Source organism: Microbulbifer maximicatervae (SeqCode), assembly GCF_056232625.1.
Window position 1 is genome coordinate 4,140,723 of the sequence record NZ_CP174324.1, and the last position, 12,269, is coordinate 4,152,991.

The 12,269-nt window shown below is 48.5% G+C and carries 12 protein-coding genes; 7 read left to right on the forward strand and 5 right to left on the reverse strand.

Going from position 1 to position 12,269, the window contains the following annotated elements; all coding sequences use genetic code 11:
• Positions 1-49 precede the first annotated feature (49 nt).
• Both ACJJI6_RS18125 and ACJJI6_RS18130 read right to left on the reverse strand, forming a co-directional pair.
• Positions 50-2,569 (reverse strand): LamG domain-containing protein, encoded by a 2,520-nt coding sequence (locus ACJJI6_RS18125; protein ID WP_444915261.1) that lies wholly within the window; start codon positions 2,567-2,569, stop codon positions 50-52.
• A 3-nt stretch (positions 2,570-2,572) separates the two neighbouring features.
• Entirely contained in the window at positions 2,573-3,799 is a 1,227-nt protein-coding gene (locus ACJJI6_RS18130; RefSeq protein WP_413663676.1) for a hypothetical protein, read from the reverse strand.
• Positions 3,800-4,024: 225 nt separating this feature from the next.
• Between ACJJI6_RS18130 and ACJJI6_RS18135 the strand changes: the two genes are divergently transcribed.
• The 6 genes from ACJJI6_RS18135 to ACJJI6_RS18160 are packed head-to-tail and all read left to right on the forward strand — an operon-like array spanning position 4,025 to position 10,041.
• Complete coding sequence (locus ACJJI6_RS18135) at positions 4,025-6,640, forward strand: HzsA-related protein (RefSeq protein ID WP_475711532.1); 2,616 nt, start codon at positions 4,025-4,027, stop codon at positions 6,638-6,640.
• A 3-nt stretch (positions 6,641-6,643) separates the two neighbouring features.
• Positions 6,644-7,543 carry an outer membrane beta-barrel protein gene (locus ACJJI6_RS18140; RefSeq protein WP_475711534.1) on the forward strand — a complete coding sequence of 300 codons (900 nt, stop codon included), beginning with the start codon at positions 6,644-6,646 and terminating at the stop codon, positions 7,541-7,543.
• Positions 7,513-8,166: an outer membrane beta-barrel domain-containing protein gene (locus ACJJI6_RS18145; RefSeq protein ID WP_475711535.1), complete on the forward strand. Its 654-nt coding sequence runs from the start codon at positions 7,513-7,515 to the stop codon at positions 8,164-8,166. Before ACJJI6_RS18140 ends, ACJJI6_RS18145 begins: the two co-directional genes overlap by 31 nt.
• A gap of 31 nt (positions 8,167-8,197) precedes the next feature.
• A complete protein-coding gene (locus tag ACJJI6_RS18150; RefSeq protein WP_413663672.1) occupies positions 8,198-8,674 on the forward strand; it encodes a TlpA disulfide reductase family protein in 477 nt (158 codons plus the stop codon).
• A gap of 4 nt (positions 8,675-8,678) precedes the next feature.
• A complete protein-coding gene (locus tag ACJJI6_RS18155) occupies positions 8,679-8,894 on the forward strand; it encodes a DUF4266 domain-containing protein (RefSeq protein WP_413663671.1) in 216 nt (71 codons plus the stop codon).
• Entirely contained in the window at positions 8,830-10,041 is a 1,212-nt protein-coding gene (locus ACJJI6_RS18160) for a DUF3570 domain-containing protein (RefSeq protein WP_444911727.1), read from the forward strand. Before ACJJI6_RS18155 ends, ACJJI6_RS18160 begins: the two co-directional genes overlap by 65 nt.
• Positions 10,042-10,124: 83 nt before the next feature.
• Here ACJJI6_RS18160 and ACJJI6_RS18165 read toward each other — a convergent pair whose 3' ends face one another.
• On the reverse strand, positions 10,125-10,427 hold the full coding sequence (locus ACJJI6_RS18165) for an antibiotic biosynthesis monooxygenase family protein (RefSeq protein WP_475711537.1): 303 nt from the start codon (positions 10,425-10,427) through the stop codon (positions 10,125-10,127).
• Positions 10,427-10,765, reverse strand: coding sequence for an NIPSNAP family protein (locus ACJJI6_RS18170; RefSeq protein ID WP_445355473.1), 339 nt, complete (start codon positions 10,763-10,765; stop codon positions 10,427-10,429). Before ACJJI6_RS18170 ends, ACJJI6_RS18165 begins: the two co-directional genes overlap by 1 nt.
• Positions 10,766-10,854: 89 nt before the next feature.
• On the opposite strand from ACJJI6_RS18170, the gene ACJJI6_RS18175 reads away from it, so the two are divergent.
• Entirely contained in the window at positions 10,855-11,547 is a 693-nt protein-coding gene (locus ACJJI6_RS18175) for an ArsR/SmtB family transcription factor (protein WP_445355474.1), read from the forward strand.
• Between the two features lie 8 nt (positions 11,548-11,555).
• Here the strand turns inward: ACJJI6_RS18175 and ACJJI6_RS18180 are convergent, their stop codons facing one another.
• The gene (locus ACJJI6_RS18180) at positions 11,556-12,146 is read right to left on the reverse strand and encodes a DUF998 domain-containing protein (RefSeq protein WP_444926171.1); all 591 of its coding nucleotides are present in this window, start codon (positions 12,144-12,146) and stop codon (positions 11,556-11,558) included.
• Positions 12,147-12,269: the final 123 nt, after the last annotated feature.

A 12,269-nucleotide genomic window follows, 5' to 3' on the forward strand; every position in this document is an offset into this window, starting at 1 on the left:
TTTACCGGCGAAAGTTTTGCCGACAAAGCCGCTAGTCTTTTTTATGCGATCAGTGAATCAGGATCATGGCACTGCCCATGGCGGCAGCACATACGGCTTTCACAGTAGTTTCTGTGCGACCTGAATCGCAGCTGCTGCCACAGGCGGTCATGGTGTCGATAAGCGTGTCCAGTTCTGTCTCTACAGAGGCCAGGTCCGGGGCGCTGGCAAGCTGCGAGACGCTGCCGTCATGCCAGTTCATCTCGTGGCCAAGCAAACCTTCCATGAGCGGATCAATAATCTGCGCGCGTTTGCTGGCGCTGTCGAAGGCGGTGTCTGCGGAAGCGCTGAAGTCAAATCCACTGAAGTAGCTGCTGCGCTCACTAGAGTCCACCAGGGTGCTGCAATACTTCACTGCCAGCTGGGTAATACCCATTTGCTGTGCAGCGAGGAATCCTTCAATGTCACTTTCAACCGGAAGCTGGCGTTTCACAGTTTCCCAGGTTTCATAAATATCCGGGTGGGACATGGAGACTCCGGTCGCCTGGGACAGGCTTGCATGGATTTGTTCAAATCGGCGCAGACCTATGCGCGATTGCGCTTCCAGATCAGCGGCATCCGCAGGTTCAGCTGGAGTAGCTTCAACCCGGTTATAGGTTTCGCTGCCGATTTTTTCGAAGGTCAGGAAAAATTCATCATCGAGGGGGCCTTTATCCAGAGTGATAATGGTCCCGAGCCTGGAAAGCTGCTGGCCCTCACCTGCTACATAGCTATTGTCGACTGCAGTGGATAACTTGGACCAGGCCTGGCCCACCTCCGCTTCGCGGCCATTAATACCGATACGCATTCCCTCAATGGCGATTCCAGATGGATCGACACTGTCGTCGAGGCTAACAAAGGTGGGTTCACTAAACAGATAGGCATAATTATCAAATTGCTGCACAGTAAACATGACATAGCTTTCGGCAATGCCTGTGTGCTCTTCAACTTTGAATAACAGCAGATATTTTTCACCGACGCCGACTTCGTAGTTGGTAGCAATATCCTCTTCCGATAGGGCGCGGGAGTGAATTGCCAAAAGGCGAATGGAGCCTTCCCAACTGTTGCCGTTACTGACTTCGCTGCCTACTGCGAGAGCAAAGGTATCGTCCCAGGTAGAGAGTAAACCGGATTCACTTGGGTCCGGCTCCCCGGTATTTGCACCGTTAACGTAAAGCTTGCGTCCGTTAATTGGATCGTAAGTGGCCACCACATGCTGGAGACTGGCTTGTACAACCTGGTCGGCATCATCGGTTGCCAGGGCAGGCATACCGTCCGCATCGGTGTTGTCATTGCGGTTTTGCACGGTGTAACTGTATTGATCCTGGCCGAGAGTGAAGTTGCGAATATCATCGCCGCCGGAATAGGTGACGATACGCGCGGGCCCATCCTGTGAGACGTTGGCGGGTGCCGCCCAGATTTCAATTGAGTATTCACCGGTGGCTGTGAGGGTATCGTAAAGTTTGCTGCTGGTTGCAGTAGCCCCCTGTGCTTTACCCCCCTTCAATTGCAGCCCCCAGGAGTCGATCCACTCCACATCGCCAGATAGGGCGAGATCAATTGCAGGGTTAACTCCGGAGGTATCGTAGGCAGTGGTGCCGCTGCCGGTTTTAAATTCATAGAGAGCAATTGCATTGCTCTCTATACGGCCGCCACTACTCGCAACAATGCCATCTGTGAGGCGCAGTGCCTTACTGATAACCCAGTCGGGGTCTACCTCGGTGACACTGATAGTGTCGGCAAAGGCTTGGATCGCATCGGTCATTTCCGCTTCGTTATCTGAGCAGTCATCCCAGCAGTTGTGAAATTCACTGCCCAGGCGCACAGAGAAACGGGAGTCGGCCGGAGAATCCAGGTTAATTTTGCTGACCGCAGATGCGTAGGCGAGATCGACATCAGAGCTGGCAAAGTAGGGGGTTTGTGCCGTTGTCGCATCTTCACTGTGACAGTTGGCACAGTAGCTGCGCAACAGAGGGTAAACTGTAGTGCTAAAGCTGCCGCTGGATTCGGGGAAACTTTTACTGGCACCCACCTCACGCTCGACAGGTGCGACAAGGGTGATTGTATTGCTTAGGCCGCCGCTAGCCCGAGCCCATTCCTCGATGTAGTTGGTAATAATTTCCGCACAGGCATCATCGCTGGAAAGCCAACAATTGTGCCCACCACCAACCTTGGTTACCAAACGGGATTCATCGGGAACTGATAGGTTAATTAACTCGCGTCCGGCATCGTAGGCAGCATTAATATCATCGCCGCGGACAAAATGTGGGCTCTGGTTATTTTCAATATGACAGCTGCCGCATCGATTTGTCGCTGCCAGGTTATCCCAGATGTACTGTTTATATTGATTGACATCATCGGTTTCAGGATCCGGTCCGGAATAGGCAGCGGTGCCATCGTTGTCGCTGGTATCCGGTTGGCTTTCGGTGCCCTCTCCACTGCCACCACTACAGGCACTGATTGCCAGGGCAGCACAAAATAGTGAAGCGATACGAAGCGTGCGAACTATCAGTGTATTTTCTATCACTGGGAGACTTTTATAGGTTTTCATTTTTTAATCTCCCGCGCAGTAAACCGCAGTGTCTGCGTATACCTGCTTAAGTTTGTAGCCGGTATTGCTGAAATCATCGGTAATAGTTTCAATTCGGTTGCGGTCGGTAGAATCTTCCGGCTCGCGCAGACAAACTTGGCGAAACACCTTAGTTACTTGGCATTTGGCGAAAGCTCGGCTGTTAGACAACTCCTCTCCCAGGGATTTGATGCCGTTGCCGTTGCCGGATAAGGTGTCGCTCCAACCCAGATGCATATTTATGCCCTCGCGCCAGTAGTTAACCCAGCTGTCGTCGGGAATAATAAAACCGTGGGGAAAATTGCCGCTGTTGATCAGGTTTTTGGCCTTAACACGGCTGCCGGTTTCTGGATCTATATCACCGGCTGCGTTGTAATCCAGGGCTCCCTCTTCTCCATCGGGATCATTGTCTGCATCGTATACATAGTCGTAATAAGCGAATGCCTGTGCCATGGGGTCCATGCCGCTGTGGCAACCGATACAGTTATTTTGGAATACCCGACTGTCGCCCCCAGGGCTGCGGCTTACATCCTGGCGAATACGATCCGGTGAGCGGGAAGTATCCTGCACCTGCTCCATGTCGTTACACAGGTGATTGAGCATGGTAAAGCGAAACATGGCGCGATTGGTTCCCGCACTAAAAAAAGCCTTGGCGGCGGCGCGGCTGGTAAGAACGCCGGCGGTGGCATCTGCGGGGAGACCATTGAGAGAGGATTGAGCTTCCTGCACCAGATTGTCCTGCAGGGAATAACCCCCGGCTTCCAGTGTCTCGTAGTGGTCGTTATTTCCCGTGTTGTAGGAGGGCAGGCCAGAAATATCACCGGTGTAGAGAATATTTGCCGAGAGCAGTTGGCGGAAGTCCATATCGTCCCGAACCATGCCGATTACCGTCGCAGTGTAATCATTTAATGGTTCAAATACGTCCTGCTCCTCATTAGTCCAGGGAGTGGCCAGATTTTTTAGAGTGACATTATAGAAGGCGTCATTCTCCATTGCCGTATACGCCGCAGCGGTGGGATCACCGTTTTCTATATCCTCTGCCATATCCAGCAATACACTCTCGCTGGGAATGGTTCCGGTGATGCGGCTGTGAATTTGGAGAGCCTGGTCCTGCGATGCTGATAGGGCAGAATTACTCCACAAACCTACTCCGAGCAGTGCGGTTACCGTGGTGAGCCGGAGTACACGCGCTCGAGACGAATTATTTTTCATTGGACTATTTTTGTCGGTGAGATCACTGGGATGTGGCAAAGCAGTCTAAAAGCAGATTTCAACAATGTCAGAATGACTTTCAATATTTGCGTCCCAGTTGGCAAACTTTTTGTGCGCAACTTGCGAGAATTAGCCTCAGCGGTCAAAGCCGTATAAAAAAGTTCTTAGGCTAAGAGCACAAAAAAGGCGTGTGCTGCTCGTGCCAAACCCGGGTGGATAACAAAAATGAAATGTTTGCGTGCGCTACCGCTTTTGCTATTGGTGGCGGCCTGTAGTGGCGGTGGCAGTTCCAGTGGTGGTGAAGACCAAGCCGAAGATCCCGTGGTGGAGGACTATCCTGTTGCTTTTGTACTTCGTCAATTAAGTAGTGACGATGATGGCAGCCTCCTTCAGGATAATATTTATGAGCCCGCGGAATTTTTTGCCGGAGCCCAATTGATTTTAAAAGACCGTGCAACCGCCAGTGCAGCAGAAACTGTCATTACTGCAAATATATTTGACGGTGATTACGATGTAAAAGACCTGAATACTTCAGCAGATGGCAGCCAGCTTATATTTTCTATGCGGGCACCGGAAATAGAAGACGCTGATGACGATGAGCAGCCTACCTGGAATATTTGGGTATACAACACCGAAACAGAAGAACTCAATCGGGTAATTGAGTCAGATTTAACTGCTGAAGAAGGCCAGGATATCGCTCCAGCTTTTTTACCCGATGGACGTATTATTTTTTCTTCTACCCGCCAGCGGCGCTCCAGAGCTCTTTTACTGGATGACGATAAACCGCAATTTTCAGCTCTGACTGAAAATCGACAGGAGCCGGCATTTGTACTCCATGTAATGGAAGCGGACGGAACCGATATCACTCAGATATCGTTTAATCAGAGTCATGATTTAAATCCAGTTGTACTGAGCGATGGACGGATTCTGTTTAATCGCTGGGACAATGCAGCAGGTATCGATAAATTAAGCTTATATACAGTAAAGCCAGATGGTTCTGACCTGGCGGTTTATTACGGTTATCACAGTCAAAATACGGGTACAGAAGAGACTGAGGCCGCCTTCAATAGACCGCACGAAATGCCGGATGGCCGCCTTTTGGTAACGTTGCGCGCTCCCTCTGGGCTCACTTATGGCGGCGATCTCGTTACTATCGACGGAATTGTTTATAGCGAAGCCTACAGTGAGCCGGAGCAAAGTGGTGAAATGGTCGGGCAGGCTTCTATCACTGTTGGAGAAGTCACTACCGACGATACTATTTCTCCCCACGGTACTTTTGCTTCCGCATGGCCATTCTACGATGGGACAAGTCGTTTGTTGGTAACCTGGAGTGAATGCCGGGTTATCAATGAAGAAACCGAGCTGCTGGAGACCTGCCCGGATACTCTTGCCGAAGACGAAGAAGTTCAATTGGCAGACCCACTCTACGGTCTGTGGATTTACGATTATATCGCTGGCACTCAGCTTCCTATTGTGGTTGTGGAAGAGGGAGAAATGATATCCGAAGGGGTTACTCTGGAGCCTCGCACTGAACCTACCTATATTCCAGATCCCGTCCCGGGAGTCGATGTCGATGCGGATCTGGTGGAGGAATCTGTCGGAATCCTGGATATTCGCAGTGTTTATGATTTTGATGGTGAAGATATTGCCGGAATCGAAACCTTGGCGGATCCCGCCCAAACCACAGCAGATTTGCGGCCTGCACGATTCCTGAAAATTTCCAAGGCCGTGGGCATTCCCGACGATGATGTTCTGGACTTTGATGGAGCGGCATTTGGCCGCAATGGTAATCAGGGCATGCGTGAAATATTGGGTTATACCCCAATCCAACCCGACGGCTCCGTAAGGGTAAAAGTTCCCGCAGATACGCCCCTGGCAATTTCCGTTGTCGATGCGGATGGAAAACGCATTTTCGATAGTCATAACAACTGGTTACAGCTACAAGCGGGCGAAGTGCGCAGTTGTAACGGTTGTCATACTAGCGATAGCGAAGTTCCCCATGGCCGCACGGATATGCAGCTGGATTCAGCTTGGGATGGAGCGCCGACCTCGGCAGCACCATTTGCCAATACTGAGCCCGCGCTACTGGCGGAAATGGGCGAGACCATGGCTCAATTATTGGCCCGGTATATTGGTGAGGCTGCACTTGCAGGAGATCTCCAGTTTACCGATTTATGGACTGATCCTGCGGTACGGACTAAGGATGATGAGTTATTGCTTTCATACGGTGATTTGAGTACGGATGCACCGGTGGAATCCACCTGTTTAACAGAGTGGGAAAGTAACTGTCGAATCGTCATTCACTATGAACAACATATTCAGCCGCTCTGGGATTTCCCCCGTGAAATATTGGATAGTACAGGAGCAGTAATAGCTGATTATACCTGTACAGGCTGTCACTCTCCTGTTGATGCTGCCGGAGCAACCCAAATACCCGATGGGCAATTAGATCTTACAACCTCGGCTTCCTCTGTTAATGATGCTTGGTTTGTTTCCTATTCTGAGCTGGTGGCCGATCGTCCTGAATTGGAGTTATCCAGTGGGGTGCTAACACCGCGGCTTGTACAGGAATTTGATGATGATGGAAATCCTGTTTACGAAGTTGATGAAAATGGTGAGCTGGTTCTCGATAGTAATGGAGATCCGATTCCGGTAATGGTAACCGTCAATATTTCCTCTCCCTTGGCGAGCTCGGCTCTTGAGAGCTCGTTTTTTTCCCTTTTTGAAAATGGTGGTGCACACCAAGGGTACTTAGAGGATGCCGAGTTGCGTTTGATTGCCGAGTGGTTTGATATCGGTGCCCAGTACTATAACGATCCTTTTGCAGCACCGGCAGATTAATCCATGTTGAAATTACAACGCTATTTTATTGGTAGTTTCCCGGTATTTATATTACTTATCCTTTTCTCAGGACCGGTCTTTTCTGAAGAAACTTTGGTGAAATCTGATGTCTCAGATGCAATCCTGAAAGAAGAATTGGTTGAGGTTGAGGTTGAGGTTGAGGTTGAGGTTGAGGTTGAGGCTGAGACTGAGACTGAGACTGAGACTGAGAAAAAGGATAAAGACCCTGAGGATGCAGAGCTGGTTACAGTAGGTAATGCATTTATCAATATATATCGAGGTCCGGGCCGCGGTTACCCTATTTTTTATGTGGCGGAATATGGTGAAAAAATTTGGTTGCTCAAGCGCCGCACCGACTGGGTAAAAGTGCTTACTTCACGCAATAAAAGTGGCTGGGTAAAAGTTGACGACTTACGTGAAATCTACGGAGAAAATGGAGAAATTGTTCGAGTTCCTCTGCCGGATTTTTCCGATGTTGACGACGGTTACTTTTACCTAGGTTTGAATTACGGTGATTTTGCTGGAGCGGACTCCCTGGGAGTTAGCCTGGGCTACCAATTTACTGCCAATCTAGCTACTGAAATACGTGCAACCCAGGCGGTAGGTTCCTATTCAGACAGCCAAGTCTATCAGGTGGCAATGGTCCACCAGCCATTTCCACGTTGGAAGATATCCCCTTATTTTGTTTTGGGAGCCGGGATAAATGTTACCTCTCCAAACGCAACTATCGTTGCCACCGAAGATCGGCAAGATACAACGATGTTGGCGGGCGTAGGGTTGCGTACTTACTTATCGCGCCGCTTTGCCATCAGGGCTGAATACACAAATCACTACTTGCTTACTACGCAGGAAAATAATCAGGAGATAGTCGAGTGGAAACTTGGTTTCGACGTATATCTGTAGGCTCTGCGGCGCTTTCCGCACTGGTGGGGACCCAGGTATGCAGTGCTCAGCAGGATGATGAAGTACTTGCGGATATTGTCGCACCTGAACTGGAGCGGCGAGAGATACGTGACGCCCAGATAGATAGTGAAAATATAGAAATTGGTTTGTTTGCTGGTGTTATCAATGTCGAGGATTTTGGCTCAAACTCCCTGTACGGCACTTCAGCGGCCTACCATATCAGCGAAGATTTCTTTATTGAGGCCACCTATGCCCAGACTGAGTTGGGAGAATCCAGTTTTGAAAGGTTGAGCGGTGCCGCACCACTGCTGACTGATGAGCAGCGTGAACTCAGTTATTACAATACCTCTGTGGGCTGGAATATTTTCCAGGGTGAGTACTTTGTATTTGATGACTGGGCTTTTAATGCCAATTTTTATGTTGCGGGAGGTGTGGGAAATACCTCGTTTGCTGACGAGGAGCACTTCACTTACAACTTTGGTGCAGGAGTGAGAATGCTTGCCAACGATTGGCTCGCAGTGCGCCTGGATGTTCGCGACCATGTTTTTGAGCATGAATTATTTGGCGAGGCCCAAGTCACCAATAATCTGTCTGCCCAATTGGGACTTACCATCTTTTTTTAATTGATCATCAAAAAATAACAAGGACTCTTCCATGAAATACCTGGCTGCTTTCCTGACGCTGCTTTTATCGATGTCACAGGCTTCCGCCGCAGAGCCCTCTAAGGATTTTACCTTGAGTTCCAACCAAGGCGGAAATTTGAGGCTTGCAGAGCAGCGCGGCGATGTCATTATGCTGAATTTCTGGGCTTCCTGGTGTGGCCCTTGTCGTCAGGAAATGCCGCTGTTGGATCAGCTACATGCTCGCTATGAAGCTGCTGGCTTCCAGGTTTGGGGAGTCAATGTGGATGCACAGCGTAAGGATGCGGACTCGCTATTAGCGAAAATCCCAGTGGATTTTCCGATTCTTTTTGATAGCAAAGGGGAAGTGAGCAAAATGTATGGTGTTGCCGCTATGCCCAGCACCGTATTTATTGATCGTGATGGCAACGTTCGCTATATCCATAAAGGTTATCGTGATGGGGATGAAGCTGCCTATAAAAAAATGATTAAGGAATTGATTCGGGAGTAGTGTCATGCGTGCACTATTGCTAGTTTGCACTTTCTTGATGAGTACAGGTTGCACTGTTAACCCGTGGATTGCACCCTACGAACGGCAATTTCTTGCGGATCCTATTATGGGGTTTGAGCAGGATCCGGTAGCTGCTCGTTATATGAATCACGTGTATGAAGCTCGAGAAGCTGCGCGTGGAGCTGAAGGAGGCAGTGGAGGTGGATGTGGCTGTAACTAAGCTTCTATCTCACTGGGGCGGGTTGGCATTTTTGGCACCGCTCGCTGCCGTGGCCGCAGTGCTTCCCGAAGAGCGGGCAGACAATATGTATCACGCCTATAGCGGTGGTGGAGTGACCATTGATGGGCCTTCAGTATTGATTCGCCAGAATGTTGGCAACAATGTTTCCCTGTCTGCCAATTACTATGTGGACATGATTTCCGGGGCCTCTATTGATGTGGAGGCCACGGCCAGTGAGTATTCGGAGCAACGGGATGAGTACTCTTTGGGCGCTGACTACCTGGTGGATAAAACTACGATCAGCGTGGGATACACCAACAGTTCTGAGAATGACTACGAGGCACAAACCGTTGCTTTCGGCATCAGTCAGGGTTTCTTTGGCGACCTAAGTACTATCGACCTGCGGGTTAGTTACGGAAGTGATGATGTGTTCCGCAATGGCGACGATAATTTTGCCGAGGAAGCGCAACACCGTCGCTACGCATTTAGTTGGAATCAGATTCTCACGCAAAAGCTGATTGCAGAGGTGAGTGTCGAAACTGTGTCGGATGAAGGGTATCTCAACAACCCTTATCGCAGTGTTAGGTATCTCGATGAAGCATCTGGAACAGGATTTAGCTATCAGGCCGAGGTTTACCCCAGAACTCGTAACAGTGATGCGGTTGCCCTAAGGGCCAAATATAGATTGCCCTATCGCGCAGCGATTAAAGGGGAGTATCGACACTATGCGGATAGTTGGGGAATCGTTGCAGACAATGTAGAGTTTCGCTATACCCATCCTTGGAAAGAGCAAGACGAGTGGGTTTTTGAAGGAAAGATCCGTTACTATCAGCAGAGTAGTGCAGATTTTTACAGCGACCTTTTTCCCTATCTCAACGCTACCAACTTTCGTGCTCGTGATAAGGAGTTGAGCAATTTCACAACCTTGGCCCTTGGCCTGGGAGTGTCCTATGAGTTGCCACGGCGCTGGTCTCTATTAAATCGCAGGAATACAATTAATCTTTACTGGGATCATATTCTATTTGACTACGATGACTTTCTCGATGTCACAGTACACGGTTCAGCTACATCTATCAGTCCCGGTGACGAACCCGCTTATAGTTTCTCTGCCAATGTAATTCGATTATTTTGGTCGGTCCGTTTTTAGGAATGGGGGCCTCTGCGTTCTGTTTTTCAGTAAAAGAACAAGATGCAGAGGCTTTATAGTTTGAGTCAAATTTGACTGTTGACTTATTGCATAGAATAATCCCGAAGAATTTTTCCGATCCTTATACGATAGTTATCAAATAGTTGTTTTTTGCCTAGGTGTTGTGCATCACAATGTGCCTTGTGATTTTTCCAACTCACTACAGATTCTTCATCCCGCCAAATAGAGAGTGACAATATTTTTTCTGGCTGATTGAGGCTTTGAAATCTCTCGACTGAGATAAATCCATCGAAGCTGGTTAGGTGTTCTTTTAGGTCGGCTGCAACGGCCAGATATTTGTCTTTTCCTGAAGACTTTGGTGTAACTTCAAATATGACGGCGATCATCAGTGACTTTCCTGTGGGAACTTCAGATAGGTTTCTGGCACAGCATTTAAAAAGCTTCGCTTCTCTTCAAGAATAAACTTCTCCCTCATCGCAAATTGAAAATTTTCACTGCCCTGAGGAGACTGCTTAAGCAGTTTTCGATATTGTTCATAGTGAGCCAAGCTATCGAAATTAATAATACCAAAGGCTTGAAAGTTGGTGCCCTCAGAAGGTAGAAAATATCCTAATAGTCGTCCGCCACAATTGGGAATGATCTTGCCCCAGTTCTCAGCATACTGCCGGAAAGCATCAAGCTTAAACGGATCGATCTTGTATTCAATAAAACAGGTTACAGTCATCTAAGTTGCCTCTATTCATAATTTGCTGGCATTCTAGATGGTTTAATTTTCTATACTTCGGTGTTCAGCGAACTGTTGCGAGGATAACCATGGAACCTGACATTTCGGTAATATCCAGTTTGATTGGGGATCGGGCGCGCTCAAAAATATTGATGGCGCTTATGAGTGGAAAAGCACTGACAGCAACAGAGTTAGCCTGTGAGGCTGATGTGACTGCTCAGACTGCAAGTAACCATCTTTTCAAGCTGGTAGATAGCAAGCTGCTGATAGTTCGCAAGCAGGGTAGGCACAAGTACTTTCAGCTGGCGAGTCATCAAGTTGCCGAAGCGCTAGAGGCACTGCTCAATCTGAGTAGCACCCTGGTACCTCAAAAAGTTACCACTGGGCCCGCAGATCCAGATTTAAGGAAGTCCCGCATCTGCTATGACCATTTAGCAGGAATGACTGGTGTTCTATTGTACGAGGCCCTCTTGGCTAGTGAGTTGCTCTCCGAGCAATCACAGCAAGTTTCCTTGACTAAAGAGGGTGAAATATTTTTTCAGGAGCGAGGGGCAGCCGTAGCTAGTTTTAAGCAGCGTAAGCGCCCTGTTTGCAAGTCATGCCTAGACTGGAGCGAACGAAAAAGCCACCTTGCAGGCAGCTTGGGTCAATGGATACTCGAAGATGCCTTGGCAAAGCAGTGGGCGGTAAGAAGAGCGGACTCCAGGGCGATTACTTTCTCCCAGAAGGGGCTTTTACTGTTCTCGAAGCGTTATCAGATTGATCACTCCAAGTTGCTATAAATTATTTGTCAGCTCGTTATCAGATTAAAGGAAAGCCCCGTTAACCATATCAACTGTGCTCCATAGCTGAGACGTTGGTGCAGACCGGGGTTGGTTTTTTCTTCGTAGGCTTTTTTTAAGGTAACAGTAAAATAGATAGAAGCGAGCAAGCAGGCTGTACTAAATAGCCTGAATTCTATTGAGAAGTAACTACTGAAAGTACTTAGCAATGGCGCAATGAGTAAAGACAACAACATAAGCATCCCCGCCCAGGAGTGTATCTGGCATTCAAGACTAGGGGTTTTTGTATAGGGATCTGCATCCATAGGAAAATAACCCGCAACCCAGGTTCCAATACCGTGGATGATAATTAAAACTCCAATGATGGTAAGTACAACTGGGGCCTGTTCAATTTGAATTATATGCAGGCCAAATAAAAAGAATAATATGCCAAGTGGGTAGTTGTTAATGAGGGGGGAGAGCTTCTGGGTTGGGCTTCCAACGGCTCCTAGTTCGCTACAGAATTGTCTTGAATGGCTATAGCCAGAGTATTTTGCTCCTGCCAATGTAACACCTACAACCATCCATACCAGCGAGATAAACCCCAAGTAAGCAAACACTGTATGAGCCCCGACTGGTTATGTTGGGGCAGAAGATATCACTAGATAAAAAGTCCTTTCAAGTTAATCCTTGTCTTCGATCGTGCCAGGTTTATTGCTATTTCAACTCTATCTAAAAGCGAT